The organism is Azomonas agilis, from assembly GCF_007830255.1.
Lineage (GTDB): Bacteria > Pseudomonadota > Gammaproteobacteria > Pseudomonadales > Pseudomonadaceae > Azomonas > Azomonas agilis.
The window spans coordinates 80,716-106,820 of sequence record NZ_VLKG01000006.1 but is presented as its reverse complement, the minus strand read 5'-3'; the positions used below and the strand labels follow the sequence as shown (position 1 = coordinate 106,820).

Here is a 26,105-nt window from a genome sequence, read left to right as displayed (position 1 = left end):
CTCGCTGCCCCTCTAAGAGGAATGAATGATGGCTGCCAAAAAAATCCTGCTGCTGGTTGGTGACTACGCCGAAGATTACGAAACTATGGTGCCCTTTCAAGCCCTACAGATGGTTGGGCATCAAGTGCATGCCGTGTGCCCGGGGAAAAAAGCCGGTGAAACAGTCCGTACTGCGGTGCATGATTTTGAGGGCGACCAAACCTATAGCGAGAAGCCGGGCCATAATTTTCAGTTGAACTTCGACTTTGATCAGGTGCGTTCTGAAGCCTATGACGCACTCTTGATTCCTGGTGGTCGAGCGCCTGAGTACTTGCGTTTAAATGAGTCGGTTCTTGAGCTGGTACGAGCCTTTAATAAGGCACGTAAGCCCATTGCCGCTGTATGTCATGGGGCTCAATTGCTGGCTGCCGCCGGTATTTTAAAAGGACGAGAATGCAGTGCTTACCCTGCCTGCGCTCCAGAGGTGCAGTTAGCCGGTGGGATTTATGTAGATATTCCCGTCGATCAAGCCCACCTAGAGGGTAATTTAGTGACCGCGCCCGCTTGGCCTGCCCATCCTGTGTGGTTGGCGGGATTCTTAGCCTTATTGGGTACCCAGATTAAGCTGTGAAGTACACGAAAATTGGGTGTTAAGGAGTGACCGCCAAAGCTTTGACGCGGCTAGTCTTTCCGTTCTTGTTTTTCTTCTTCATCCAGTTGTGCATTGCGTTGGGCAATACGTTTTTTTTGTTCTTCAGTCAAAGGAATAGGGCGGGCTGCACTGAGTAAATTCAGCAGCCCTCCAATGACGAAACCTATAACAATTGCAATCAATAACCAGATATACCAAGGCATAGGCTGTTTGATTTCTGTAGTCTGTGATAGACAGAGTATAACTCATAGCCTTTTGTTATCTGTGGTGTTTCTGCGACAATGCAACCTTTTCGCTTGAGGTACCCCATGCTTTGCCAAACCCCAATCATTGTGGCGTTGGATTTTTCGTCTGCCCAAGAGGCGTTGGCATTAGCTGACCAATTAGACCCGCGTTTGTGCCGCGTTAAAGTGGGTAAAGAACTCTTTACGCGTTGTGGCCCTTCCGTGGTTGAATCCCTTCAGGCTCGTGGGTTTGAGGTTTTTTTGGATTTAAAGTTTCACGATATTCCAAACACTACCGCACAAGCTGTTAAAGCAGCGGCAGATTTAGGGGTATGGATGGTAAATGTGCATTGTTCCGGCGGCGTTCGGATGATGGCCGCCTGTCGTGAGATTTTGGATCAGTCAACGAACAATCGTCCCTTGCTGATTGGGGTTACGGTTTTGACGAGCTTAGAACAAGCTGATTTGGCTGAACTGGGGTTAAGCGTAACTCCAGAGCAGCAAGTATTGCGTTTAGCAGGGTTAGCCCAACACGCAGGATTAGATGGACTGGTGTGTTCGGCTCAAGAGGCCAGCTTATTAAAGCGGGAGTACCCAAGTCTGCAACTGGTCACACCAGGTATTCGGCCTGTCGGATCGGTTCAAGATGATCAGCGGCGGGTATTAACACCGGTTCAGGCTATAGCGGCGGGTTCAGATTATTTGGTGATTGGACGACCGATCACTCAGGCAAGTCAGCCCATCCAAGTTTTACAGGACATTTTGCGGAATTTGGGAAGCTAATTTTATATTTAGTAAATTGTTTACTGGGGTGTGTAGCGGGTTTCGGTTTTCATTGGCGTTTTATTTGCACAGGACTCATGCTTTTGTCTCCATGTCAAAATATCCGGCGTTGTTAAGGAGATTACCATGAGTGATCAGGGAATGCCTGTGAACCAGATTTTATCGGAAATGCGTCGTCTGCAAGCCCAAATGGCCACGGCGCAGCAACCAAGCACTGAGGTGGTAGATCCTACTCAGGCTACCCCCCGGTTTTCTGACTTACTCAGTCAGGCTATTGAGCGAGTGCATGTGACTCAACAAACCGCCAGCGATATGGCTACGGCTTTTGAGTTGGGGCAGGGTTCCGTAGATTTGACCGAAGTGATGGTTGCCTCGCAAAAATCCAGTGTTTCTTTTCAGGCGCTGACACAAGTTCGTAATAAGTTAGTTCAAGCTTATCAAGATATTATGCAAATGCCCGTTTGAGGTAAATTGATTCATGGCTGAATCGGAAACGAGCAGTATTCCAGCCGTTCCAGAGGGCGAGCCTAAAAAGCCTCTGTTTGGTCTGTCAATTCTGGAAAATCTAGCCGAAATGTCCGTGTTGCGGCAGATCGGCCTACTGGTTGGCTTGGCGGCTAGTATTGCGCTGGGTTTTGCTGTCGTGCTCTGGTCACAAGAGCCTGACTATCGTCCTTTGCTGGGCAGTTTGAGCGGCATGGACGTAAACCAAGTAATGGAAACCTTGGCCCAGGCGGATATTCCTTACCGTGTAGAGCCAAACTCTGGCGCTTTATTGGTCAAGTCCGAGGACTTTGGGCGGGCTCGTTTACGTCTTGCCGGCGCGGGTATTACTCCAACAGATACTAATACAGGGTTTGAAATCCTCGATAAGGATCAAGGACTAGGTACCAGCCAATTTATGGAGGCTGCTCGCTATCGCCGTGGGTTGGAAGGTGAGTTAGCGCGCACTATTTCCAGTCTAAATAATGTTAAGGGGGCGCGTGTCCATTTAGCGATCCCTAAAAGCTCCGTCTTTGTTCGGGACGAACGTAAGCCCAGTGCCTCCGTGCTGCTGGAGCTGTATCCGGGGCGCACCCTAGAACCTAGCCAAGTGATGGCTATTGTCAACCTAGTGGCAACCAGTGTACCTGAGCTCTCAAAATCTCAAGTCACTGTGGTGGATCAGAAGGGTAACTTGCTGTCTGATCAGCAAGAGCTGTCTGAGCTGACCATTGCCGGGCGGCAGTTTGACTATGCGCGCCGTGTTGAGGGGGTATATATCCAGCGGGTGCATAACATTTTACAACCTGTGCTAGGGGCTGGGCGTTATAAGGCGGAAGTTTCAGCCGATGTGGATTTTTCTGCCGTTGAGTCTACGGCAGAAACCTTTAACCCTGATCAGCCTGCGTTGCGTAGTGAGCAAAATGTTAATGAGCAACGTCAGAGCAGTAGCTCACCTCAGGGGATTCCGGGGGCTTTAAGTAATCAGCCGCCGGGTGCTGCTAATGCACCTCAGCAGGCAGCAGGACAGGGGGCTGGCGCTGCAGGTGCGATTGCACCCGGTCAGCCCCTGCTTGATGCTAATGGCCTACAGATTACTGACCCCAAAACTGGGCAGCCTATGTTGGCTCCCTATCCCTCCGATAAACGAGAGCAGGCGACCCGCAACTATGAACTTGACCGTGCGATTAGCCACACCCGTCAGCAGCAAGGCCGTCTGAAGCGTCTATCGGTTGCGGTAGTGGTGGATGACCAGGTACGCCTTGATGCACAGGGTCAGCCTATTCATGAGCCTTGGTCAGCGGAGGATTTAGCGCGTTTTACGCGCTTAGTGCAGGATGCAGTGGGCTTTGATGCCAGTCGCGGCGATAGTGTGAGTGTGATTAATAGCCGCTTCTCTCCTGTGGTTGAGGAAGATCTAGACGTGCCTTTTTATGCCCAGCCTTGGTTTTGGGATATTGTCAAACAGCTATTGGGTATCCTATTTGTATTAGTGCTTGTCTTTGGCGTATTGCGTCCTGTATTGCAAAACCTATCCGGTAATCCATCCCGTGAGCTGACCGAAGGGTTGGATGGAGAAAAACTGCATCATGATACGGATGAGGAAGGCTTAGGAGAGGATCGGATCAGTTTAACCGGGCCGCCGAACAGCATAATGTTGCCTAGCCCTTCAGACAGCTATGAAGCTCAGTTAAATGCTATTAAGGGATTGGTTGCAGAAGACCCAGGTCGAGTAGCGCTGGTTGTAAAACAGTGGATCAATGCCGATGACTGATAATGGCAAACTAACCAAGATAGATAAGGCAGCCATCCTACTGTTATCGCTGGGTGAGGGGGATGCTGCGCAGGTATTGCGTCACCTTGGCCCTAAAGAGGTTCAGAAGGTCGGCATTGCTATGACACAAATGACCAATGTGCATCGTGAGCAGATTGAATCCGTTATGACTGATTTTGTAGAGCTGGTGCGTGACCAGACCAGCTTAGGCGTGGGTTCAGATGCCTATATTCGTAGCATGTTGACCAAGGCTTTGGGTGAAGACAAAGCGGGGGGGGTTATTGACCGTATTCTCACAGGGGAAAGCAGCAACGGTTTAGATAGTCTGAAGTGGATGGAAGCCCGTGATGTAGCCGACATCATTCGTTATGAGCATCCGCAAATCCAAGCCATTGTGGTGGCTTATTTAGATCCCGACCAAGCGGGAGGGGTATTGTCGCACTTTGATGAGAAAACCCGTCTGGAAGTAATTTTGCGGGTGTCATCACTCAACACCGTGCAGCCTGCTGCCTTAAAAGAGCTGAATGCGATTTTAGAGAAACAATTTGCAGGCAACACTAATACCAGTCGTACTAACTTGGGTGGTGTGAAGCGTGCCGCAGACATCATGAACTTCCTTGAAAGTTCTATGGAAGCGCCCTTGATGGAGGCCATCAAATCCGTTGATCCGGATCTGTCGGGTAAAATCGAAGACCTTATGTTTGTGTTCGATAACCTTAACGATGTGGATGATCGTGGCATTCAAGCACTGTTGCGCGAAATCTCCTCAGATATTTTGGTGTTGGCGCTGAAAGGAGCGGATGATCGTCTGAAGGCGAAGGTGTTCAAAAATATGTCCAAACGTGCCGCCGAGCTGCTTAAGGACGATTTGGATTCCCGAGGCCCAGTACGTTTAAGCGAAGTGGAAAACGCCCAGAAAGAAGTGTTGGCAATTGCACGTCGTATGGCTGATGCGGGTGAGATAGTCCTCGGCGGTAAAGGTGGCGAGGAAATGGTCTAATGGGGCTGTTATGAGCAAAGAGACCGTTCTGGATGAGTTGATTCGAGGAGAAAAAACTCAGGCTTTTGGTCGCTGGCCGTTGCCCAATTTTGATCAGCCAACAGAGACTCCGGCCTCATTAGTAGAGGATGAAGTCTTAGCAGCTCACCTTGCCGAAGACGTTGAGGAGTCTATACCTACTGCTCCTCTTGAGCCTATCAATGAGGTATCTGAAGAGGAGCTTTCATTTCCAACCCTAGCGGAGTTGGAGCGCATCCGTCATGAAGCTTATCAAGAGGCTTATAACGAGGGCTTTGCGACAGGGGAAAAAGAAGGATTTCACAGTGGCCAGTTAAAAGGGCAACAGAAAGCCCAGCAAGAGGCCGAGCAGGCATTAGCCCAAAAACTAGCCCATTTAGATCAGCTCATGCAGCAGTTATTTGAGCCTATAGCCGCTCAGGATCAAGCCATCGAAAAGGCTTTACTGAGGCTCTTGGTAGACTTGGCGAAAGAGGTAATTCGACGCGAATTAATCTTGGATTCTAGCCAAATTACGCTGATGGTGCGTGAAGCACTTAAACTCCTGCCGGTGGGAAGTGATCAGGTGCGTATCCATATTAATCCACAGGATTTTGCCCAAATTAAAGCCCTCCGGGAGCGCCACGAAGAACAGTGGCGCATTTTGGAGGACGAGCAACTGCTGCCGGGCGGGTGCCGCATTGAAACCGAATACAGCCGTTTAGATGCCAGCATAGAAACGCGCTTAAGCCAAGCGATTGAACAGTTGTGGGAGCAGTGGAAACAGCAAAGTCTGCATCCGCCTACCCCTGATATTCAGTTGGACTTGGATCAACCCCATGCGCCTTGAGCGTACCAGTTTTGCGCGCCGCCTAAGCGCTTATCAAGATGCCTTAAGCCTACCCGTACAGCCGGTAGTTGAAGGGCGATTGCTGCGTATGGTGGGCTTGACCCTAGAGGCTGAAGGACTAAAAGCTGCCGTCGGAAGTCGTTGCTTAGTTTTGAATGAAGACAGCAGCCACCCGATACAGGTGGAAGCTGAAGTCATGGGGTTTTCAGGGAATAAACTCTATTTAATGCCAGTGGGTAGTTTGGTTGGCATAGCGCCCGGTGCCCGTGTGATTCCCCAAGGGACAGCGGGTTTATTGCCGATGGGATACTCCATGCTTGGCCGCGTCTTGGATGGCGCTGGGCGGCCTTTAGACGGTAAAGGGAGTATTCGGGCGGAAGATTGGATTCCCATGGATGGCCCTAGTATCAATCCGCTCAGGCGACACCCTATAGAAGAGCCCCTAGACGTAGGTATCCGTAGCATTAACGGCTTGTTGACTGTGGGCCGAGGTCAACGATTGGGGTTGTTTGCCGGTACGGGGGTGGGTAAAAGCGTCTTGCTGGGCATGATGACTCGATTTACTGAGGCCGAAATCATCGTAGTGGGGCTGATCGGTGAACGGGGGCGTGAGGTACGCGAGTTTATTGAGAATATCTTGGGGGATGAGGGTATTAAGCGCTCTGTAGTCGTGGCCTCCCCAGCCGATGAGTCACCCTTAATGCGTTTGCGTGCGGCCATGTATTGCACCCGCATTGCGGAGTATTTTCGAGATCAGGGATGTAATGTGTTGTTGCTAATGGATTCCCTAACGCGCTTTGCCCAAGCCCAGCGGGAAATTGCTTTAGCGATTGGTGAGCCTCCAGCTACTAAAGGATATCCGCCCTCAGTATTTGCCAAACTCCCAGCATTAGTTGAACGTGCTGGAAACGCTGAAAAGGGAGGAGGCTCTATTACCGCTTTTTATACCGTATTGTCTGAAGGTGATGATCAACAAGATCCCATCGCAGATGCGGCTCGTGGGGTCTTGGATGGACATATTGTATTGTCACGGCATCTGGCCGAAGAAGGGCACTATCCAGCTATAGACATAGAATCCTCCATCAGTCGTGTGATGCCTGCTGTGGTTTCCCCTGAGCATTTGCGTTACGCCCAGCGTTTTAAGCAGCTTTGGTCACGCTATCAACAAAGCCGAGATCTGATTAGTGTGGGCGCTTATGTGCCGGGTGGAGATGCGGAAACAGACTTAGCCATCAGTCGTCAGCCTGATATGGCGCGTTACCTGCAACAAAGCTTGGATGAAAGTGAGCATTTGCCTCAAAGTGTGCAACGCTTGGCTAAGCTTGTTGAAGGGCGCACTGGTTAAAACTTATGGCCGGGTCGTTCAAAGAGCGTTTAGAGCCGGTCATCTTGATGGCTGAGCGTGCAGAGCGTGAAGCCGCAAAACGGCTTGGCCAAGGGCAGGCTCAGTTAGCACAGGCGGCTGCCAAGTTAACGGATCTGGAGCATTACCGAGAAGACTACCAAAAGCGTTGGCTGGAGCAGGGAAAGCAAGGTGTATCGGCGCGCTGGTTGGTGAATTACCAACACTTTATGACCCAACTGGATACAGCCATTAACCAACAACAGCGTAGTGTGAACTGGTATCGGGAGTCGTTGGAAAAGTTAAGGCAGCAGTGGCTACAAAAACAAGCGCGTTTGGATGGCTTGCGTAAACTGGTAGCTCGTAAGGAGGCTGAGATGCGTAAAAAACTAGAGTTGCGAGAGCAAAAGCAGTTAGATGAGCTGAGTCAGCGTCGAATAAATTCCTATAAAGCAGAGGACTGACCGTCAAATAAATGGCGCTTTGTATGGTGCAAAGCTTGCTAAACAAACTGAAGGGGACGGCGTTAGCAGCGGCTAACCCTTGATAGGCTTGGGAATGGGACTATGGCTCTTAATCTGTCTTTGACAACAACCGTTAGCGCGTCACCTTCATCGACTCATAGCAATGTAGCTGAGGCTGAGGGAGTGGAGGCAAGTAATACAGCCGCTGCAAAGGCTGATTTTGCGCAGCTTTATGCCCAAGAGCAGTCCTATCAGCAAGCGAAGCCTTCCAGTAAGTTAAGTGCCCATCAAGAAGCTCAGAAGCAAAATAGCCAAGCTAATTCGGTACAGCCTGCTGAAGGGCCTGTGGAGTCTCAACAGACTGCGGAACAGTCTGAGCAGGATCAGCTTTCAGAGGCCTCGCAGGAAAATCCCTCAGATACTATGCAGGATGTAGAGCCTTTACTGATTTCTATGGGGGCTGATCTTGTACCGCCTAATCCTGCTGCAGCAACCCCCGCTTTAAACCTTAATTTGAATCTTAATCAGGGTACTGAGGGAGAGGATGTAGAAGCAGATTCGCTTCCAACGGAGTTAGATTTTGCGGCACAGTTAGCCTTAGAAAGCTCAGATCCCGATGCGGAGTTACAAAAATTGGGGGCGGGTCTGATGCCTTTTATGGCTGAAGAAACACTAAACCCTCAATCCACTCAGCAAAAATTCGCAACACTGATGCAAAAATTGGCTTTAAAGCAGAATAATGCTGCTGTAGGGCTGGATTCAGAGCCTTTGGTTAAAACACTGGAGGACGATTTAGAAGCCCCCGCACTCTTGCCGCAGTATAGGGAGTTGATTTCCGCCGGACTGGCACAATCCGAAGCGGGTTCTACACAGAGTTTTTCAGACACGCTTACGGGCCAATGGGGTCAGACTGAAGGTGCCTCAGGTAAAGGAGGGACTCAGTCTGCTCAATCCCCTGTTCCTGGCGCTTCGGTTGCGTTACGACAACCCGGCTGGTCTCAAGCGGTAGTGGATCGTGTGTTGTGGATGTCCAGTCAAAATATACAGGCCGCCGAAATTAATTTAGAGCCTGCAGAGCTTGGGCGTTTGGCCGTACGCATAGATATGACTGGGGATCAGGCTCAGGTGGTTTTTATCAGTGGACAGGCTGGAGTGCGTGAGGCTTTGGAGTCGCAACTCCCACGCTTGCGGGAGCTTTTTAACCAACAGGGTTTGAATTTAGCGGATGTTAATGTTGCCAGTCAGTTTGCAGGCAAGGGTAAAGGGGAGCAGGATGCTCAGCGTACACAGCAGGCATCTTCTTTAGATTCAGAGGTGGATACTGCATCAACCCTCGTATCCTCTGGACATTCTATCATCGGTGGGCAGAAGAGGCTGGTTGATTACTACGCTTGATTAATTAGGCCATGGTGGTGTAATCGCAAGTATTTTTAAGAGCGAATAGGTTTTATGGCTAAGCAACCCATCCCCAAGGCTGCCGTAGCGGCAGGCAATTCTGAAGGCGGCGGTAAAAGTAAACTCAAGATGATTTTAATCATCGTGCTAGCTTTACTGTTGGTCGCGGGTGCTTCTATCGGAGCCACTTGGTTTTTACTGTCTAAGAATGCAGGAGAGGCTCCTGCTGAACATGCGCCCGCCGAGCCTGCTGCACCCGTTCGGCAAGAGGCTGTTTATGAGGTATTGGCCCCAGCTTTCGTCGTGAATTACAAGTACGAGGGCCGATCCCACTACATGCAGGTGAGTGTGGCACTGATGGCGCGTGACCCTGTGGCTTTGGCGGCCTTAAAAGAGCACATGCCCATACTGCGTAATCGTTTAGTCATGCTGTTCTCCAGCCAGGATTTTGGAAACCTCATTACACCTGCGGGTAAAGAAATTCTGCGCCAACAAGCAACCACCAGCGTGCAGGAGTTGGCACAAAAAGAGGTGGGGAAGGTGGTTATAGAGCAAGTGTTATTTACTAATTTAGTGTTGCAGTAAGCGAAGGTTATGTAGATGGCCGTTCAAGACTTGCTCTCCCAAGATGAAATTGATGCCTTATTGCATGGTGTAGACGATGGCTTGGTCGAGCCAGAAGCCCCAATGGACGATGAGGGCGTGCATTCTTATGATCTGACCAGTCAAGACCGTATTGTCCGGGGTCGGATGCCAACCCTAGAGATGATTAACGAGCGGTTTGCCCGCTATACGCGTGTTAGTTTATTTAACTTACTGCGTCGCTCTGCCGAGGTTGCCGTAGGTGGAATGCAAGTCATGAAGTTTGGTGACTACATGCACTCTCTCTATGTTCCTACGAGTTTGAACTTAGTTAAGTTAAAACCATTACGGGGTACCGCCCTCTTTATTTTAGATGCCAAGTTAGTATTTAAACTGGTTGATAATTTCTTCGGTGGTGCTGGGCGGCATGCAAAAATTGAAGGGCGCGAGTTCACTCCAACAGAGTTGCGTGTTGTACGCATGGTGTTGGATCAGGCCTTTATTGATATGCAAGAAGCTTGGAAAGCCGTATTAGCTATTAGCTTTGAATACATTAACTCTGAAGTTAATCCAGCTATGGCCAATGTCATTAACCCAAGTGAAGTGGTGGTGGTTTCTGTTTTCAATATAGAGCTTGATGGCGGGGGAGGCGATATGCATGTCGCCATACCTTACTCGATGCTAGAGCCTATCCGAGATATGCTGGATGCTCGTTTTAAAGCAGACACTACCGATCAAGATGAACGTTGGAATAAAGCCCTGCGCTCAGATATTTTAGATGTGAAAGTTCCCTTATCGGCTACAGTGGCACGTCGGCAGCTACGCTTGCGTGAGATTTTAAGTATGCAGCCGGGGGATATTATTCCCATCGAACTACCTGAAAACATGGTCATGTACGCCAATGGTGTACCCGCTTTTAAAGTAAAACTAGGATCAACTAAAGGTAATCTGGCCCTACAGATATTAGGGCCGGCTCGCTGATATTTTGCTGAAGCAGTTGGGGATTGGTAATGATGGATGAAAAACAACAGCCCGACAGCGGCATTAATGACCAAGCACTGGCGGACGAGTGGGCAGCAGCCTTAGAGGAAGCAGGTACAGCAAGCCAAGACAATATTGATGCTTTACTGAATGATGTGGAGCCGCCGCCTAGCGCTAAAACAGCAAAGCCCAACCCTGTGCCTATGCCGATGGAGGATTTTCCCAGTGGTGCCTCAAAGTTTGAGCAGCCCATGCCCAAAATCATGGAGGGGCCAAATTTAGAGGTTATCTTAGATATTCCCGTCACTATCTCTATGGAAGTGGGCAGTACGGAAATCAACATTCGTAACCTACTGCAACTGAACCAAGGCTCCATTATTGAGCTAGACCGTATGGCTGGCGAGCCTTTAGATGTATTAGTCAATGGGACGCTGATTGCTCATGGTGAGGTAGTCGTAGTGAATGAAAAATTCGGCATTCGCCTGACCGATGTAGTCAGTCCCAGTGAGCGTATTCGGAAGCTGCGCTAATATGCGACTACTGCACATGCTGATGGGGCTGTTGTCGCTAGTCCCCTGTTTAGTTGAGGCTTCAGAGGCACAGCAGTCAGTGGCTCAAACTGTAGGATTGGATTGGCAACCCTCAGTCGGGCGCTTGGTGCTAGGTTTGTTGCTTGTTCTGGGGTTGGTGGTATTGCTGGCTTGGCTACTGCGCCAAGTTCAACGCTGGCAGCCGCGCTCTGGGCAAATCATCCAAGTGCTGGCCAGTCAGTCCTTGGGGCCTCGGGAGCGTTTGGTATTGATTCAGGTGGGAGAGCAGCAAATTCTATTAGGTGTAGCGGCGGGGCAAATCACGCCTGTGCATGTATTGACAACACCTGTTTCTGTTTCTGAGGAGGTGATGAACGCATCACCGGACTTTGCCCAGCGTTTAGTCGAAGCCTTAGCCCATCGTGGTTCAAGTAAAGGGAAAGGGGCTTCATCGTGAGGCTATGGCCTATTTTGATCTTGGGGTTGCTGCTGGCGGCATTTAGTTCTTGGTCTTTGGCTGCCCCCGATCCTTTGTCGATTCCTGCGATTACCCTGACCCAAGATGCACAGGGGCGACAAGAGTATTCGGTGAGCTTGCAAATACTGCTCATCATGACTGCGCTGAGTTTCATCCCAGCCTTTGTCATTATGATGACCAGTTTTACCCGCATCATTATTGTGTTTTCGATCTTGCGGCAGGCTTTGGGTTTACAGCAAACGCCTTCTAATCAGATCTTAATTGGTCTGACGCTATTTTTGACCTTTTTTATCATGGCTCCCGTTTTTGATCGCATTAATCGTGATGCGCTACAGCCCTATTTGAACGAGCAATTGATTGCTCAGGATGCATTAGCACGGGCGGAAGTGCCCCTAAAGGATTTTATGCTGGCCCAAACCCGTGAGGCGGACTTAGATCTCTTCATTCGATTATCCAGACGCACGGATATTGAGTCACCAGAAGCCACACCCCTGAGTATCTTAGTTCCGGCTTTTGTGACCTCGGAGTTAAAAACAGCCTTTCAAATTGGCTTTATGATTTTTATCCCCTTTTTAGTCATTGATATGGTGGTAGCCAGCGTATTAATGGCGATGGGCATGATGATGCTGTCCCCTATGATTATTTCGCTGCCCTTTAAAATCATGCTGTTTGTGTTGGTGGATGGTTGGGGGCTGATCATGGGTACACTAGCCAGTAGCTTTGGCACTTTTTAGGGATGGGGCGATATGAGTCCTGAGTTGGCGGTTGATCTCTTTCGTGAAGGACTGTGGTTAACCACCCTTTTGGTAGCCATATTGGTGTTGCCCAGTCTTCTCGTTGGCTTGGTTGTTGCGATCTTTCAGGCAGCGACCCAGATTAACGAACAAACCCTAAGTTTTTTGCCCCGTCTGCTCACTATGCTGATTACTTTAATTCTGGCGGGCCCTTGGTTAACTCGGCAACTGATAGAGTTTACTCAAAATCTGATTCAGAGCATCCCACAGCTGATTGGTTAATAGGGATGTCGGATTAATGCTTGAGCTCAGTGATGCGCAAATTGGTGGTTGGGTTGGGCAATTTGCGTTGCCCTTTTTTCGGGTGGCCTCTCTTCTTGCGACCATGCCGATTATTGGTACTCAGCTAGTCCCCATGCGTATTCGTTTGCTGATGGCGGTGGCGGTCAGTCTGGTATTGGTGCCCATCCTTCCCGATGTCCCTACGGTTGATGCTTTGACTCTATCAGCGTTTTTATTAGTGCTTGAGCAGGTGCTGATCGGAGTTATGTTGGGCTTGGCTCTACAACTGTTTTTTCAAGTCTTTCTTGTGGCAGGTCAATTGCTAGCGATGCAAATGGGCTTGGGCTTTGCCTCAATGGTTGATCCTGCCAATGGGATTACCGTGCCTGTGTTGGGGCAATTTTTGAATATGCTGGCCACCTTACTGTTTCTAGGGATGAATGGGCATTTAGTGGCCTTGGATATTTTGGCAGAAAGCTTTATCACTCTGCCCATTGGGGAAGGTCTATCCACCAATCATTTTTGGCTAATTGCGGGGCGTTTGGGGTGGGTGTTGGGTGCTGGGTTGCTCCTTGTGTTACCGGCGATAACCGCACTTTTGGTGGTGAACTTGGCTTTTGGCCTGATGACCCGTGCGGCTCCTCAGCTCAATATTTTCAGTGTGGGTTTCCCCTTAACACTGGTGTTGGGATTTCTGATCACTTGGGTAGGGCTCGCGGATGTGTTGAGTCAATACCAACAGGCTGCCACAGAAGCACTACAGTGGTTACGAGAGCTAGCGCAAGCCCCCTAAGTTAAGGAGCTTAAGTCCGTGGCAGAAAATGAAGATGGGGCCGAAAAAAGTGAAGAGCCCACCGAGAAACGTCACCGAGAATCCCGTGAAAAAGGCCAGCTTGCTCGCTCCCGCGAACTGAGCATGGTAATGGTTACTTTAGGTGGCATTATCGCTTTGTTGATTACAGGGGGGCAGCTAGGACATGCTTTGATGGTTGCTATGCGTACTAGCTTCGATCTTAGCCGAGAGGCTATGTTGGCCCAAGATGCCATGTTCTGGTTACTCCTCAATGCGGGGCTGGTCGCTTTTAAAGCGCTTTTACCTCTACTACTGGCTTTGGTTTTGAGTGGATTATTGGGCTCTATTGCTTTGGGAGGGTGGCTTTTTTCCGGGGAGGCTTTGATGCCTAAACCCAGCCGAATGAATCCTTTGAGCGGCTTGGCTCGAATGTTTTCCTTAAAGTCTTTAGTAGAGTTGCTAAAAGCCCTTGGTAAATTCCTAATAGTGCTAGGGGTTGCCTTATTGGTACTGCTGAGCTACGAAAAAGAGCTGATCTCCATTTCCAAGCAAGGGCTGGAAATGGCCATCATTCACAGTATGGAAATTGTAGGCTGGTGTACTCTGTGGATGGCCTGTGGCTTGATTGTGATTGCGGCGCTAGATGTGCCTTTTCAGTGGTGGGAAAACCGTAAGCAACTCATGATGACCAAGCAGGAAGTGCGCGACGAATATAAAGACATTGAAGGAAAGCCAGAAGTTAAAGCCCGGATTCGGCGTATGCAGCGAGAAATGGCAGAGCGGCGCATGATGCAAGCCATTCCTACCGCCGATGTGGTGATCACCAACCCCACGCACTTTGCCGTAGCACTGAAATACGATCCTGAAAAAGCCAAGGCTCCAATAGTTGTTGCCAAGGGCGGCGATTTTTTGGCGCTTAAGATTCGTGAAATTGCCCAAGAACATCAGGTTAGCTTGTTAGAATCACCGACATTGGCGCGCGCGATTTATTTTTCTACAGAGCTGGATCGGGAAATTCCTGCAGGGCTTTATGTAGCTGTTGCTCAAGTATTGGCTTACGTTTACCAATTACGCCGCTATCAGGCCGGAAAAGGCCAAAAACCAGACCCATTGCGCGACCTTCCCATTCCCGATGATTTACGGCGAGATGATTAGCTTTTGATTCAAAACGGTTTAGTTTTTGCAAGCCCATTAAAAAGCCAGTAATGCGTCAAAGCTTTGTGGAAAAGGGGGCTCTGTGAACCTAAGCCGTGCACAATTCGTAGATCTGCGTGAGGGATTGGCTGGAGCCAGTCGGGGCAGTTTAGGTGTGCCGCTGTTAGTTATGATCATGCTAGGCATGATGATGCTGCCGTTGCCCCCCTTTTTGCTGGACGTATTTTTTACCTTCAACATCGCCCTATCCATTGTGGTGCTCCTCGTTTCGGTGTATGCCTTACGCCCTCTGGATTTTGCTGTTTTTCCCACCATTTTGCTGATTTCAACCTTATTGCGTTTGTCGCTCAACGTGGCCTCCACCCGTGTAGTGCTGCTGCACGGACAAGACGGACATGACGCAGCAGGTAAAGTTATCCAGGCTTTCGGTGAGGTGGTGATCGGTGGAAACTATGTGGTGGGGATCGTTGTTTTCGCCATCTTGATGATCATTAACTTTGTGGTAGTGACCAAGGGTGCGGGACGTATCTCCGAAGTTAGTGCCCGCTTTACCTTGGACGCTATGCCCGGTAAGCAGATGGCGATTGATGCCGACTTAAATGCAGGCTTGATTGATCAGGGAGAGGCCAAAAAGCGCCGAGCTGAAGTAACCTCTGAGGCAGACTTTTATGGTTCTATGGATGGTGCCAGTAAGTTTGTGCGGGGTGATGCAGTGGCCGGATTGCTCATCCTATTTATCAACCTGATTGGTGGTATAGCCATAGGTATCTTCCAATACGGCATGAGTTTTTCCGAGGCGGGACGTATCTATGCACTACTGACCATCGGTGATGGTCTGGTGGCCCAGATTCCTGCGTTGTTACTGTCTACCGCAGCGGCCATTATGGTGACTCGGGTTACTAGCTCTGAGGATATGGGGCAGCAAATCAATAACCAGATGTTTGCTTCCCCCCGTGCTTTAGCCGTCACGGCAGCTATTCTGATCATCATGGGCCTAATACCGGGTATGCCCCATGTACCTTTCATCGGTTTAGGCGTTATTGCTGCTGCCGGTGCTTATTGGATTTGGCATGCCAAGCAACAAGCCCAGCGTAATGAACAGCAGGCTTTGCAAAGAAAGCAGCAAGAGAGTTTACCGGCTACTCAGCAAGCATCCGAAACACGCGAACTGGGCTGGGATGATGTAACTCCCGTCGATTTGGTGGGGCTAGAGGTGGGATACCGCTTGATTCCGCTGGTAGATCGCAACCAAGGAGGGCAGTTGTTAACGCGGATCAAGGGGGTGCGTAAAAAGCTATCTCAGGATCTGGGCTTTTTGATGCCCTCAGTGCATATTCGAGACAACTTAGATTTGCTGCCTAACGCCTATCGTCTGACTTTAATGGGCGTTTGTATTGCTGAGGCTGAAATTTATCCTGACCGAGAAATGGCCATTAATTCTGGGCAAGTGTTTGGTACGGTTAAAGGTATTGAGGCTAAAGATCCTGCATTTGGATTAGATGCGGTTTGGGTTGAGCACAGTGTGCGCGATCAGGCTCAATCTTTAGGATATACTGTGGTAGATGCTAGCACTGTAGTTGCTACACACTTAAACCAAGTATTAAGTCGGCATGCTCACGAATTGTTGGGCCATGAAGACGTTCAACAGTTGCTTAAATTACTGGCTAAGTTATCGCCTAAGCTGGCTGAAGATTTGGTTCCGGGCATAGTGCCGTTATCCACACTCTTAAAAGTGCTGCAAAGCCTGCTGCAAGAGCAAATACCTATCCGAGATATCCGAACGATTGCAGAAGCTATTGCTAATACCGCCACTAAGGGGCAGGATGCATCCACCTTAGTGGCCGCAGTGCGAGTGGCACTGTCTCGCTCCATTGTGCAGGGGATTGTGGGTACTGACCCAGAGTTGCCTGTCATTACCTTAGAGCCACGTTTGGAACAAATTTTATTAAGTAGTTTGCAAAAGCCTGGACAAACCGCTGATGATGGGCCTGTTTTGGAGCCTGGTATGGCCGATAAACTGCAAAAATCCTTAATCGAAGCAGCACAGCATCAGGAAATCTTGGGTAAACCCGTTGTATTGCTGGTAGCCGGGCCTATTAGAACGATGATGTCGCGTTTTGCACGGCAAGTTGTATCCAGCATTCATGTATTGGCTTATCAGGAAATTCCGGATAACAAGCAGATCACCATCGTAGCGACGGTGGGACAAAAGTAATTTGGGGGTGAGACCATGCAGGTCAAGCGTTTTTTCGCAGCGGATATGCGACAAGCCATGAAACTGATTCGGGATCAGTTTGGTTGTGATGCAACCATTATTGGCAATCGTCGGGTCGCTGGGGGCATAGAATTAACGGCCGCCCTGAATTACCCCATGCCCTCGACTCGGAAAGCCCGTCCTAACTTAGCCTTAGAGGCTGAGTTGCGTAAAAGTCGGGCTACGGCCCAATTGGGTACCAGTGCTCAAACATTATTATCAGTAGCTGCTGATGTTAGTGATCGTTTTGAGAAAAAACTGCAACTGCCTGACCGAGAAAAGGAGCCCATTCCGACCGCTCCTGAAACGACGGTACAACCTGAACAGGAGCGCCGTTCTCAGACTCCTTTCGAGATGGAGCCAAACCCCTCAGCCACTGCAAGTTTAGATCAGCGGGCCTTTGATGCCATGCGCTCTGAGTTAAACGGTTTGCGTGAGCTATTAGAGGTTCAGCTAGGCTCCATGGCTTGGGGGCGTGTACAAAATCAGCAACCGAATCAAGCCATTTTATGGCGGCGATTGCAGCGGCTGGGACTACCGGCTGATTTATCCCGTGATTTATTACAAAAAGTTGAGCGTGTAGAGGATTCTCAGCAGGCATGGCGTTTATTGTTAGCCCACCTCGCTCAAACGATCAAAACACTGGATGATGAGCCTCTGGAAGAGGGCGGTATCATTGCTTTAGTAGGGCCAGCGGGTGTTGGTAAAACCACAACTCTATCTAAGCTTGCCGCACGTTATGTCTTGAAGTACGGCAGTCAGAATATTGCTTTAGTGACCATGGATAACTTTCGGATTGGGGCACAAGAGCAACTGAAAACCTTAGGGCGTATTTTAGATGTATCGGTGACTGCCATGGGGCCAGATCAATCTTTGCCTAAAGTCTTGGCCTCTTTGGCAGATAAACGGATGATTCTAATTGATACGGCTGGGTTGCCTGTGAATGATGCAGGAGCACGGGCACAGTTGGATGCGCTCTCAGATCCAACAGTCGGCGCTAGGAATTATTTGGTATTGGCGGCAACTACTCAAACTCAGGTGCTTAAAGCTGCTTGGCATAGTCACAAGCGCTGTGGTTTAGCGGGCTGTATTATCACAAAATTGGATGAAGCGGGATCTTTAGGAGATTTATTAGGCTTGGCTATTACTCAACAATTACCCATTGCTTATTTAACTGATGGTCCACGAATTCCTGACGATCTTCACCTGCCGCGTAATCATCGGTTAGTCAGTCGAGCCGTAAGTCTGCAAGCAGAAGATGAGCCCACTGAAGAAATTATGGCCGATGTATTTGCCAGCTTAAATGGCAACTCCGCGTGTCGTATTGGTTGAAAGCGTGACGTGGCTGGATCAAGCAGGCCAGAACCCTAGGCCAGCTCTGGCAATTAAGGTAGCAAGCACATGGGAATAAGTCCCGTACAAGTTATTGCCGTAACGGGTGGCAAAGGTGGGGTTGGCAAAACGAATGTCGCAGTTAACCTAGCTTTGGCTTTAGCCGATTTAGGGCAGCGCGTGATGCTGTTAGATGCCGATTTAGGCCTAGCCAATGTAGACGTTTTGTTAGGCCTACGTCCAAAGCGAACCTTAGCTGACGTGGTCGCTGGGCGCTGCTCGTTACGGGATGTGGTACTGACGGGGCCGTCTGGAGTCTATATCGTCCCAGCGGCCTCAGGGACTCAAAGCATGGTGCACCTGAGCTCCATGCAGCATGCGGGTTTAATTAACGCCTTCAGCGAGCTGGCCAATGATCTTGATGTGTTAATTGTGGATACTGCCGCTGGAATAGGTAACGAGGTCGTAAATTTTACCCGAGCAGCCCAAGAGATTCTCTTGGTAGTGACCGATGAGCCTACTTCTATTACTGACGTATATGCCTTGATTAAACTCCTGAATCGAGACTACGGGATCACCCGTTTTCGTATGTTGGCTAATATGACCCACTCAGCCCAAGAGGGGCGAAATTTGTTTGCTAAGCTCACACGAGTGACCGACCGTTTTTTAGATGTGGCGTTACAGTATGTAGGTGCTATTCCTTATGATGAGATGGTGCGAAAGGCCGTTCAGAAGCGTTCAGCAGTGTATGAGGCATACCCGCAATCTAAGTGTGCTTTAGCATTTCGGGCAGTAGCACAAAAAATAAATACTTGGCCTCTACCTACAGCCCCACGAGGGCAACTTGAGTTTTTTATTGAGCGCCTCATTCAGCCCGTCGCAGATACTTCCGCGTAAAGTAAAGCCTGAGCGGGTACTGTATGTACTATAACAAGACACGTCCTAAAGACTCCCAGTATCGGCTGGTTGAACAATATGCCCCTCTTGTAAAACGCATAGCCTATCATTTGATCGCACGCCTGCCTGCCAGTGTGCAACTGGATGATCTAGTACAAGCGGGCATGATTGGCCTCTTGGAGGCAGCCGCTAAATACAGTGCAGATAAAGGCGCGAGTTTCGAAACCTATGCAGGAATTCGTATTCGGGGAGCCATGCTGGATGAAATTCGCAAAGGGGATTGGGCCCCGCGTTCGGTGCATCGTAATGCACGCATGGTGAGCGATGCGATTCGCGTAGTGGAAGCTCGTACAGGGCGAGATGCTAAAGATCAGGAAGTAGCTGCCGAACTGAAGTTGGATCTGGATGAATATTACGGGCTCCTCAGTGACACTCAAGGAGCCCGATTATTTAGTTTTGATCATTTGCTGCAATCAAAAGACCAAGACGCTGTAGATGATGTGCTAGAAGGTGTACATTCTGGCCCCTCTGGTACGCTTGAAGATGAGCGTTTTCGGCAAGCCTTAGCTGAAGCTATTGATGGATTACCAGAGCGCGAAAAATTAGTGTTATCCCTTTATTATGATGAAGAATTAAACCTGAAAGAAATTGGTCAGGTTTTAGGGGTCAGTGAATCGCGCGTGAGTCAGCTGCACAGTCAATGTGCCGCTCGATTGCGGGCCCGTCTTGAAGCATGGCGCATCGACTGATGAACGATAGATCAGGCTCAGGAAACTGTGAGACTTTTGGAGGTTGCCTTGGATAAAAACATGAAAATTCTCATTGTGGACGATTTCTCGACAATGAGGCGAATCATCAAAAATTTGCTGCGGGATCTAGGCTTTACTAATACAGCAGAAGCAGATGATGGGGCGACAGCCTTGCCGATGTTGCAAAACGGTCACTTTGATTTTTTAGTGACTGACTGGAATATGCCGGGTATGACTGGTATTGAGCTGCTGCGCGCCGTTCGGGCTGATGAGCGTTTAAAGAATATGCCCGTATTGATGGTGACCGCTGAAGCTAAGCGGGATCAAATTATTGAAGCCGCCCAAGCGGGTGTGAATGGCTATGTAGTAAAGCCCTTTACAGCTCAAGTGCTTAAGGAAAAGATCGAAAAAATCTTCCAGCGTGTAAGCGGCTGAATATAAAGCCAAGAGGGCGATATGGCGCACGATGAGAATGGAATGGCAGATTTTGAGCTTAGGCTCAAAGATCATGCAAAACACCTGATCGACAGCCTGGAACGGGGTTGCTTCGGCGAGGCCGTTGAGTCCATCCAGCAGATCAATCAGACGCGAGATCAAGGGCTTTATTTAGAGGTGGGTCGTCTGACGAGGCAGTTGCACAGTGCAATTGTCAAACTGGAAATGGATGCTAGCTGCAATGGCCTTAAAGGAGAAGCTTCACAAATCACGGACGCAACCCAACGCCTCTCTTACGTTGTAGAAGTGACAGAAAGGGCGGCCAATCGAACTATGGATTTAGTGGAAGATTGTGCCCCCCTAGTCGGCTATATCAATTATGAAGCCCAAAGTTTGTCAGAAGATTGGCGGTGCTTTATGCGTCGGGAGTTGACACCGGAGCAGTTTCGAGAGCTTACCAAGCGCATTGACAGCTTTTTAGGTCGTACTACAGAAAGTAGCGATAAGCTGTCAGATAATTTAAATAACATTTTGTTAGCACAGGACTTCCAAGACTTAACCGGGCAAGTCATTAAACGAGTCACTCAACTGATTACTGAAGTGGAAAGCAGTCTGCTTGAGCTAGTTTTGATGGCCAGCAAAGTCAATCAGTTTGCGGGTATTAGCCATGATCAAGACGAATTGCGGGCTGAGCACCAGAAAAATGCTGCCGCCTCTTTAGCGCGAGGGGAAGGCCCACAAATGCGGGCCGATAAGCGTGAAGATGTCGTATCAGGGCAAGATGATGTTGATGATTTGCTGTCTAGTCTTGGGTTTTAGTAGGGGATATTGAGTATGAGCTTTGACGCTGACGAAGAGATTCTGCAGGATTTTTTAGTTGAAGCAGGTGAAATTCTCGAGCAGCTGTCTGAGCAATTGGTGGAGTTAGAGGGTGCTCCCGATGATATGGCTCTGCTCAATGCTATTTTCAGAGGCTTTCACACGGTAAAAGGTGGCGCTGGATTCTTGCAACTGCATGCTCTGGTGGAGTGCTGCCATACTGCTGAGAATATTTTCGATATTCTACGCAAGGGTGAGCGCCGGGTAGATGCAGCTTTGATGGATGTGGTGCTTCAAGCGCTGGATGCTATCAATGAAATGTTTAACCAAGTACGCGAGCGCCAAGACCCTCAGCCGGCCGATCCTGCTTTATTAGAAGCTTTAGCACAACTGGCTGTACCCGGTGCCTCGGCCCCTGTGGTGCCACCAGTGTCCGCTCCAGTAGCAGCTCCTGCGTTAGATACGGCAGATCGAGAGTTTGAGCAGATGCTGGATGCTGCTGTGGGTAAACACAATACCTCCAGCTCCTCACAGGAAGAGGCTGTTCATTCGGAAGAAATTTCAGACGAAGAATTTCACGCTTTGTTGGATCAGCTACAAGAACAGGGGCATGTAGCAGGCTTAGAGAGTGAGCTGCCTAAACCTGTTCAGATCCATGAGGTGGATTCACCTTCAGCTAACTCAACGGCAGCTGATGAAATTACCGATGATGAGTTTGAGGCTCTACTAGATCAACTGCATGGCAAAGGAAAATTTGTTGCCTCAAATCAACCACAGGAAACCTCGCCGAATCCAGAAGCCTTAAACAGCGAAGTCCCCGAGCTTCCTGTAGCTGCAGCTCAAGACAGCGACCTTATTTCAGATCAAGAGTTTGAGGCGTTGCTGGATCAGTTGCATGGCAAAGGTCGTTTTGATAGTGGTGTGACGGTATCCAAGCCAGAGGATACGCCAGTCACCTCAGCACCTGTCGGGGCTGATAACAGTAAAAAGCCAGCAAGCAAGTCGGCAGTAGTATCCAAAGCCCCTACGCCGAAAAAGACTGAGCCCGAGCCCGAGCCTCCCGTTGCGGCTGAGAAGAAGCGCCTTGCTCCTTCTTCATCGCCTACAGGGGAAAAATCAAGCACTGCCGCTGCTTCAGAAGCCGAAACCACTGTACGGGTGGATACCGCACGGTTGGATGAAATCATGAATATGGTGGGGGAGCTGGTATTGGTGCGTAATCGCCTAGTTCGTTTAGGGATGACGACAGGCGATGAAACTATGGCCAAGGCGGTTTCTAATTTAGATGTGGTCACTGCTGATCTGCAAACCGCAGTGATGAAGACCCGCATGCAGCCCATCAAAAAGGTTTTTGGGCGTTTCCCACGTCTTGTACGCGATCTGGCCCGCAACCTTAATAAAGAAATCAACCTTGAGTTGGTAGGGGAAGAAACAGACCTTGATAAAAATTTGGTAGAAGCCTTAGCAGATCCTTTAGTGCACTTGGTGCGTAATGCCGTCGATCATGGCATTGAGTCCCCTGAGGAGCGTACAGCCGCAGGCAAATCAAGGGCTGGTCATGTAGTGCTCTCCGCTGAGCAAGAAGGCGACCATATTTTGCTGATGATTACCGACGACGGCAAAGGTATGGATGCTGAGGTTTTGCGCAATAAAGCAGTAGAAAAAGGAATTTTGGATCGAGATGCCGCCGATCGTTTAACGGAGGTGGACTGCTTTAACCTGATTTTCGCGCCCGGATTTTCGACTAAGACCGAAATTTCCGATGTATCTGGGCGCGGAGTGGGGATGGATGTGGTGAAAACCAAAATCTCCCAGCTCAACGGTACGGTTACTGTATCTTCAAAAAAAGGCAGCGGTTCAAAAATTATTATTAAAGTGCCTCTCACGCTGGCCATTATGCCCACCCTTATGGTGATGTTGGAGCGACAAGCTTTTGCATTTCCCTTGGTGAGTGTGAGCGAGATTTTCCATCTGGATTTGTCCAAAACCAATGTGGTGGATGGGCAAGAAGTAGTCATCGTGCGTGACAAGGCGTTGCCGTTGTTTTACCTCAAGCGTTGGCTGGTGCAGGGCATGGGCCATGAGCAGCAGCATGAAGGGCACGTGGTGATTATTAGCATCGGTACACAACGTATTGGTTTTGTAGTAGATCAACTGGTAGGACAAGAGGAAGTAGTGATTAAACCTTTAGGCCGGATGCTACAGGGAACGCCGGGAATGTCGGGTGCTACCATTACCGGAGATGGTCGAATTGCATTGATTTTAGATGTACCCAGTATGCTCAAGCGTTATGCACGACGAGCGTAATAAGCCAAAACAAGCTGCTATACCTCGTTGTGTAAGGAGTAACGCTTCATGTCGCTTAAAGTTTTGGTGGTGGATGATTCGGGATTTTTTCGCCGTCGTCTTACAGAAATACTTTCATCAGATGCCGATATTCAGGTAGTAGGTACGGCCAGTAATGGGCGGGAAGCCATTGATCAAGCGGTGGCTCTGCGTCCTGATGTGATTACTATGGATTACGAAATGCCGTTATTAGACGGAATTTCTGCTGTGCGTCAAATTATGCAGCGCTGTCCAACTCCAGTATTGATGTTTTCGTCTCTGAGTTATGAGGGAGCTCGGGTGACTTTGGATGCATTGGATGCTGGTGCTGTAGATTACTTACCCAAAAACTTTGAAGATATTTCTAAGAACCCCGATAAGCTTCGGCAACTGCTGTGTGAGAAAATCAAGGGCATTGCTCGCAGCCGTTATCACCATACTTCGAGCCATTGGGGTACGGGAAACCCCGTGGTTTCTCCTGCGCCTAAAGTAACAACCCGTACTGTAACCCATCATAGTCCGTTACCAACTGAGACTTCCGCAGCACCCAGTATTCACACTTGGAAATCCAACCCAGTACCAGTCGCAGCCCCAACTTCTGTGCCGACCACTGCTCCTGTGTTTTCTACGCCACCTAAACGGCGAAATTACCGCTTGGTGGTGATTGGTACATCCACCGGAGGGCCAGTGGCATTGCAGCATGTACTTACTAAGTTACCCGCGCAGTTTCCAGCCCCTTTGGTACTGGTTCAGCATATGCCAGCAACCTTTACCAAAGCCTTTGCAGAACGCTTAGATAAACTGTGCCAAATACAGGTTAAAGAGGCTGAGGATGGTGATGCTTTACGACCGGGTTTGGCGCTATTGGCACCGGGAGGCAAGCAAATGATGGTAGATGCTCGGGGTGTGGTGCGTATTCTTCCGGGGGATGAGCGTTTAAATTACAAGCCTAGTGTTGACATCACTTTTGGGTCTGCAGCGAAAGCCTTTCAGGATCGAGTGTTGGCCGTTGTTTTAACGGGAATGGGCGCTGATGGCCGCGAGGGAGCTCGTCTGTTGAAACAAAATGGCAGTCAAGTATGGACTCAAGATGAAGCAAGCTGCGTTATTTACGGTATGCCGATGGCTGTGTTTAAAGCCAATCTGAGTGATGCGGTATACAGCCTTGAGGAAATCGGTTCACGCCTTATAGACGCGTGCCAGTAGGTTGAATAATGGACTTCTTAAGTCTATTGGGGTTAGCGTTAGGCTTGGGTGCCGTAGTAGGTGGTAATCTGCTGGAGGGCGGCAACATCAGTGCGCTCATCAATGGCCCCGCGGCTTTGATTGTACTGGGTGGCACCTTCGGAGCTGTTTTGCTGCAAACCCCATTTTCCGTATTTCAACGCGGGTTGCTAATGTTGCACTGGGTATTGTTTCCGCCGCGTATTGATCTCGTCCAAGGCATTGCTAATGTAATCAAGTGGAGTCAGTTAGCCCGTAAAGAAGGTTTGTTGGGACTTGAAGCGGTAGCCGATATTGAACGTGATCCTTATGCGCGTAAAGGGCTGCAATTGTTGGTTGATGGCACAGAGTCTGCTGTAATCCGTAATGTGCTTGAAGTAGATATAGAAACCCAAGAGGCGCGCGATTTGCGGGCGGCTCGGATGTTTGAGTCCATGGGCGGTTATGCACCGACCATTGGCATTATCGGGGCGGTGATGGGGCTAATCCATGTCATGGAAAACCTTGCAGATCCCAGTCAGCTAGGGGCGGGAATTGCTGTAGCTTTCGTTGCCACTATTTACGGGGTTGCTTTTGCAAACCTGTTGATGCTGCCGATTAGTAATAAACTTCGGAGTATTGTGCAGCGTCAATCCCGATATCGGGAGATGATTTTGGAAGGTCTGCTCTCTATTGCAGAGGGTGAAAATCCACGTTCCATCGAGTTGAAGCTACAGGGCTTCATGGATTAATCCTATGCCTCGTCACCGCCGGCGCTCCCATCCTGAGGAGCACGAAAATCATGAGCGTTGGTTAGTCTCTTATGCTGATTTTATTACGCTGTTGTTTGCCTTTTTTGTGGTTATGTACGCCATGTCTTCCCTCAATGAAGGTAAATATAAGGTATTAACAGAATCTTTAGAGGGAATCTTCAGTGAACCTGTACGCTCATTTAGACCCATTCCTATTGGAGAGGATCGTCCAAGCTCTTTGGCCCCTGGGGTTCCTGGTGGGTCATCCAGTACACCCACAGACTCTTTGGAGCTGATTGGTCAAGGCGTGCAACAAGCCTTTAGTGATTTGGTAGGTACGGGGCAGATCAGTCTAAGAGGCAATGAAATGTGGTTGGAGATAGAGCTGAGTTCAAACTTGCTCTTTCCCAGTGGAGGGGCTATTCCTAACGATAATGCCTTTGCCTTAATTGATAAGGTTGCTGCTATTTTAGCTCCTTATCAAAATGCCATTCGGGTCGAGGGTTTTACAGACGATCAGCCCATTAAAAGTGCCAATTATCCAACAAACTGGGAGCTGTCCGTTTCACGAGCCGCCAGCATTGTGCGCCTATTAGCTATGCATGGTGTTGATCCTCAGCGTCTGTCTGCTGTGGGCTATGGTGAGTACCGACCCATTGCCGATAATGCAACGGGAACTGGACGAGCGCGTAATCGTAGAGTGGTGTTGGCGGTTGCACGGGATACCGATGTACGTCGTAATATGACGACCTTTACCACAGGGCAGGTCAACGCCGCCAGACTGCCCAGAACCCTATAGCTCTTTGGCACAGTGCGCCTAGATCAGGTTTGTAGACTTTGAACATACAGGAAAACAAATAC

28 protein-coding genes are annotated in these 26,105 nt (G+C 49.4%); 27 read left to right on the top strand and 1 reads right to left on the bottom strand.

Annotated features, from left to right (window positions below; translation table 11 throughout):
* Window positions 1-25 precede the first annotated feature (25 nt).
* Complete coding sequence (locus LX59_RS09425; RefSeq protein ID WP_144571609.1) at window positions 26-610, top strand: DJ-1/PfpI family protein; 585 nt, start codon at window positions 26-28, stop codon at window positions 608-610.
* 50 nt (window positions 611-660) lie between these two features.
* Here LX59_RS09425 and LX59_RS09420 read toward each other — a convergent pair whose 3' ends face one another.
* Window positions 661-834 carry a DUF2897 family protein gene (locus LX59_RS09420; protein ID WP_144571608.1) on the bottom strand — a complete coding sequence of 58 codons (174 nt, stop codon included), beginning with the start codon at window positions 832-834 and terminating at the stop codon, window positions 661-663.
* 105 nt (window positions 835-939) lie between these two features.
* Here LX59_RS09420 and pyrF point away from each other — a divergent pair, with 105 nt between their 5' ends.
* From pyrF to motD, 26 genes are all read left to right on the top strand, one after another.
* Window positions 940-1,638, top strand: a complete 699-nt coding sequence (pyrF, locus tag LX59_RS09415) for an orotidine-5'-phosphate decarboxylase (RefSeq protein WP_144571607.1) — start codon at window positions 940-942, stop codon at window positions 1,636-1,638.
* 126 nt (window positions 1,639-1,764) lie between these two features.
* A complete protein-coding gene (gene fliE, locus LX59_RS09410) occupies window positions 1,765-2,103 on the top strand; it encodes a flagellar hook-basal body complex protein FliE (protein WP_144571606.1) in 339 nt (112 codons plus the stop codon).
* Between the two features lie 13 nt (window positions 2,104-2,116).
* Entirely contained in the window at window positions 2,117-3,895 is a 1,779-nt protein-coding gene (fliF, locus tag LX59_RS09405) for a flagellar basal-body MS-ring/collar protein FliF (protein WP_144571605.1), read from the top strand.
* A complete protein-coding gene (gene fliG, locus LX59_RS09400) occupies window positions 3,888-4,895 on the top strand; it encodes a flagellar motor switch protein FliG (protein WP_144571604.1) in 1,008 nt (335 codons plus the stop codon). Before fliF ends, fliG begins: the two co-directional genes overlap by 8 nt.
* 10 nt (window positions 4,896-4,905) lie before the next feature.
* Window positions 4,906-5,742: a flagellar assembly protein FliH gene (gene fliH, locus LX59_RS09395; protein WP_144571603.1), complete on the top strand. Its 837-nt coding sequence runs from the start codon at window positions 4,906-4,908 to the stop codon at window positions 5,740-5,742.
* On the top strand, window positions 5,732-7,087 hold the full coding sequence (gene fliI / locus LX59_RS09390; RefSeq protein ID WP_144571602.1) for a flagellar protein export ATPase FliI: 1,356 nt from the start codon (window positions 5,732-5,734) through the stop codon (window positions 7,085-7,087). Before fliH ends, fliI begins: the two co-directional genes overlap by 11 nt.
* Before the next feature lie 5 nt (window positions 7,088-7,092).
* On the top strand, window positions 7,093-7,548 hold the full coding sequence (gene fliJ, locus LX59_RS09385; protein WP_144571601.1) for a flagellar export protein FliJ: 456 nt from the start codon (window positions 7,093-7,095) through the stop codon (window positions 7,546-7,548).
* 102 nt (window positions 7,549-7,650) lie between these two features.
* Complete coding sequence (locus LX59_RS09380) at window positions 7,651-8,943, top strand: flagellar hook-length control protein FliK (RefSeq protein ID WP_246118726.1); 1,293 nt, start codon at window positions 7,651-7,653, stop codon at window positions 8,941-8,943.
* Between the two features lie 54 nt (window positions 8,944-8,997).
* Window positions 8,998-9,528: a flagellar basal body-associated FliL family protein gene (locus LX59_RS09375; RefSeq protein ID WP_144571600.1), complete on the top strand. Its 531-nt coding sequence runs from the start codon at window positions 8,998-9,000 to the stop codon at window positions 9,526-9,528.
* Window positions 9,529-9,543: 15 nt separating this feature from the next.
* A complete protein-coding gene (fliM, locus tag LX59_RS09370; RefSeq protein ID WP_144571599.1) occupies window positions 9,544-10,506 on the top strand; it encodes a flagellar motor switch protein FliM in 963 nt (320 codons plus the stop codon).
* Window positions 10,507-10,535: 29 nt separating this feature from the next.
* Window positions 10,536-11,036: a flagellar motor switch protein FliN gene (gene fliN, locus LX59_RS09365; RefSeq protein ID WP_144571598.1), complete on the top strand. Its 501-nt coding sequence runs from the start codon at window positions 10,536-10,538 to the stop codon at window positions 11,034-11,036.
* 1 nt (window position 11,037) lies between these two features.
* Complete coding sequence (fliO, locus tag LX59_RS09360) at window positions 11,038-11,493, top strand: flagellar biosynthetic protein FliO (protein ID WP_246118725.1); 456 nt, start codon at window positions 11,038-11,040, stop codon at window positions 11,491-11,493.
* Window positions 11,494-11,504: 11 nt separating this feature from the next.
* Window positions 11,505-12,248, top strand: coding sequence for a flagellar type III secretion system pore protein FliP (gene fliP / locus LX59_RS09355; protein WP_425457491.1), 744 nt, complete (start codon window positions 11,505-11,507; stop codon window positions 12,246-12,248).
* Between the two features lie 12 nt (window positions 12,249-12,260).
* A complete protein-coding gene (gene fliQ / locus LX59_RS09350; RefSeq protein ID WP_144571596.1) occupies window positions 12,261-12,530 on the top strand; it encodes a flagellar biosynthesis protein FliQ in 270 nt (89 codons plus the stop codon).
* A gap of 16 nt (window positions 12,531-12,546) precedes the next feature.
* Entirely contained in the window at window positions 12,547-13,323 is a 777-nt protein-coding gene (gene fliR, locus LX59_RS09345) for a flagellar biosynthetic protein FliR (RefSeq protein ID WP_144571595.1), read from the top strand.
* A gap of 18 nt (window positions 13,324-13,341) precedes the next feature.
* Window positions 13,342-14,478, top strand: a complete 1,137-nt coding sequence (flhB, locus tag LX59_RS09340; protein WP_144571594.1) for a flagellar biosynthesis protein FlhB — start codon at window positions 13,342-13,344, stop codon at window positions 14,476-14,478.
* A gap of 112 nt (window positions 14,479-14,590) precedes the next feature.
* Window positions 14,591-16,693 carry a flagellar biosynthesis protein FlhA gene (gene flhA, locus LX59_RS09335; RefSeq protein ID WP_425457490.1) on the top strand — a complete coding sequence of 701 codons (2,103 nt, stop codon included), beginning with the start codon at window positions 14,591-14,593 and terminating at the stop codon, window positions 16,691-16,693.
* 15 nt (window positions 16,694-16,708) lie between these two features.
* A complete protein-coding gene (gene flhF / locus LX59_RS09330; RefSeq protein ID WP_144571592.1) occupies window positions 16,709-18,064 on the top strand; it encodes a flagellar biosynthesis GTPase FlhF in 1,356 nt (451 codons plus the stop codon).
* Between the two features lie 69 nt (window positions 18,065-18,133).
* On the top strand, window positions 18,134-18,961 hold the full coding sequence (fleN, locus tag LX59_RS09325; RefSeq protein WP_144571591.1) for a flagellar synthesis regulator FleN: 828 nt from the start codon (window positions 18,134-18,136) through the stop codon (window positions 18,959-18,961).
* 23 nt (window positions 18,962-18,984) lie between these two features.
* Complete coding sequence (locus LX59_RS09320) at window positions 18,985-19,710, top strand: RNA polymerase sigma factor FliA (protein ID WP_144571590.1); 726 nt, start codon at window positions 18,985-18,987, stop codon at window positions 19,708-19,710.
* A gap of 60 nt (window positions 19,711-19,770) precedes the next feature.
* The gene (locus tag LX59_RS09315; RefSeq protein ID WP_211354840.1) at window positions 19,771-20,145 is read left to right on the top strand and encodes a chemotaxis response regulator CheY; all 375 of its coding nucleotides are present in this window, start codon (window positions 19,771-19,773) and stop codon (window positions 20,143-20,145) included.
* 21 nt (window positions 20,146-20,166) lie between these two features.
* Window positions 20,167-20,964: a protein phosphatase CheZ gene (locus tag LX59_RS09310; RefSeq protein ID WP_144571588.1), complete on the top strand. Its 798-nt coding sequence runs from the start codon at window positions 20,167-20,169 to the stop codon at window positions 20,962-20,964.
* 15 nt (window positions 20,965-20,979) lie between these two features.
* Window positions 20,980-23,271, top strand: coding sequence for a chemotaxis protein CheA (locus LX59_RS09305; protein WP_144571587.1), 2,292 nt, complete (start codon window positions 20,980-20,982; stop codon window positions 23,269-23,271).
* Between the two features lie 48 nt (window positions 23,272-23,319).
* Window positions 23,320-24,495: a protein-glutamate methylesterase/protein-glutamine glutaminase gene (locus LX59_RS09300; protein WP_144571586.1), complete on the top strand. Its 1,176-nt coding sequence runs from the start codon at window positions 23,320-23,322 to the stop codon at window positions 24,493-24,495.
* 8 nt (window positions 24,496-24,503) lie between these two features.
* The gene (locus LX59_RS09295) at window positions 24,504-25,244 is read left to right on the top strand and encodes a flagellar motor protein (protein WP_144571585.1); all 741 of its coding nucleotides are present in this window, start codon (window positions 24,504-24,506) and stop codon (window positions 25,242-25,244) included.
* Between the two features lie 4 nt (window positions 25,245-25,248).
* Complete coding sequence (motD, locus tag LX59_RS09290) at window positions 25,249-26,043, top strand: flagellar motor protein MotD (RefSeq protein WP_144571584.1); 795 nt, start codon at window positions 25,249-25,251, stop codon at window positions 26,041-26,043.
* The last annotated feature ends 62 nt before the right edge of the window (window positions 26,044-26,105 follow it).

What these genes read in the sequence shown, in the direction of transcription:
- LX59_RS09425 (WP_144571609.1), top strand. Translation starts at nt 26, where the DNA reads ATGATGGCTGCCAAAAAAATCCTGCTGCTGGTTGGTGACTACGCCGAA.
- LX59_RS09420 (WP_144571608.1), bottom strand. Translation starts at nt 834, where the DNA reads ATGCCTTGGTATATCTGGTTATTGATTGCAATTGTTATAGGTTTCGTC.
- pyrF (WP_144571607.1), top strand. Translation starts at nt 940, where the DNA reads ATGCTTTGCCAAACCCCAATCATTGTGGCGTTGGATTTTTCGTCTGCC.
- fliE (WP_144571606.1), top strand. Translation starts at nt 1,765, where the DNA reads ATGAGTGATCAGGGAATGCCTGTGAACCAGATTTTATCGGAAATGCGT.
- fliF (WP_144571605.1), top strand. Translation starts at nt 2,117, where the DNA reads ATGGCTGAATCGGAAACGAGCAGTATTCCAGCCGTTCCAGAGGGCGAG.
- fliG (WP_144571604.1), top strand. Translation starts at nt 3,888, where the DNA reads ATGACTGATAATGGCAAACTAACCAAGATAGATAAGGCAGCCATCCTA.
- fliH (WP_144571603.1), top strand. Translation starts at nt 4,906, where the DNA reads ATGAGCAAAGAGACCGTTCTGGATGAGTTGATTCGAGGAGAAAAAACT.
- fliI (WP_144571602.1), top strand. Translation starts at nt 5,732, where the DNA reads ATGCGCCTTGAGCGTACCAGTTTTGCGCGCCGCCTAAGCGCTTATCAA.
- fliJ (WP_144571601.1), top strand. Translation starts at nt 7,093, where the DNA reads ATGGCCGGGTCGTTCAAAGAGCGTTTAGAGCCGGTCATCTTGATGGCT.
- LX59_RS09380 (WP_246118726.1), top strand. Translation starts at nt 7,651, where the DNA reads ATGGCTCTTAATCTGTCTTTGACAACAACCGTTAGCGCGTCACCTTCA.
- LX59_RS09375 (WP_144571600.1), top strand. Translation starts at nt 8,998, where the DNA reads ATGGCTAAGCAACCCATCCCCAAGGCTGCCGTAGCGGCAGGCAATTCT.
- fliM (WP_144571599.1), top strand. Translation starts at nt 9,544, where the DNA reads ATGGCCGTTCAAGACTTGCTCTCCCAAGATGAAATTGATGCCTTATTG.
- fliN (WP_144571598.1), top strand. Translation starts at nt 10,536, where the DNA reads ATGATGGATGAAAAACAACAGCCCGACAGCGGCATTAATGACCAAGCA.
- fliO (WP_246118725.1), top strand. Translation starts at nt 11,038, where the DNA reads ATGCGACTACTGCACATGCTGATGGGGCTGTTGTCGCTAGTCCCCTGT.
- fliQ (WP_144571596.1), top strand. Translation starts at nt 12,261, where the DNA reads ATGAGTCCTGAGTTGGCGGTTGATCTCTTTCGTGAAGGACTGTGGTTA.
- fliR (WP_144571595.1), top strand. Translation starts at nt 12,547, where the DNA reads ATGCTTGAGCTCAGTGATGCGCAAATTGGTGGTTGGGTTGGGCAATTT.
- flhF (WP_144571592.1), top strand. Translation starts at nt 16,709, where the DNA reads ATGCAGGTCAAGCGTTTTTTCGCAGCGGATATGCGACAAGCCATGAAA.
- fleN (WP_144571591.1), top strand. Translation starts at nt 18,134, where the DNA reads ATGGGAATAAGTCCCGTACAAGTTATTGCCGTAACGGGTGGCAAAGGT.
- LX59_RS09320 (WP_144571590.1), top strand. Translation starts at nt 18,985, where the DNA reads ATGTACTATAACAAGACACGTCCTAAAGACTCCCAGTATCGGCTGGTT.
- LX59_RS09315 (WP_211354840.1), top strand. Translation starts at nt 19,771, where the DNA reads ATGAAAATTCTCATTGTGGACGATTTCTCGACAATGAGGCGAATCATC.
- LX59_RS09310 (WP_144571588.1), top strand. Translation starts at nt 20,167, where the DNA reads ATGGCGCACGATGAGAATGGAATGGCAGATTTTGAGCTTAGGCTCAAA.
- LX59_RS09305 (WP_144571587.1), top strand. Translation starts at nt 20,980, where the DNA reads ATGAGCTTTGACGCTGACGAAGAGATTCTGCAGGATTTTTTAGTTGAA.
- LX59_RS09300 (WP_144571586.1), top strand. Translation starts at nt 23,320, where the DNA reads ATGTCGCTTAAAGTTTTGGTGGTGGATGATTCGGGATTTTTTCGCCGT.
- LX59_RS09295 (WP_144571585.1), top strand. Translation starts at nt 24,504, where the DNA reads ATGGACTTCTTAAGTCTATTGGGGTTAGCGTTAGGCTTGGGTGCCGTA.
- motD (WP_144571584.1), top strand. Translation starts at nt 25,249, where the DNA reads ATGCCTCGTCACCGCCGGCGCTCCCATCCTGAGGAGCACGAAAATCAT.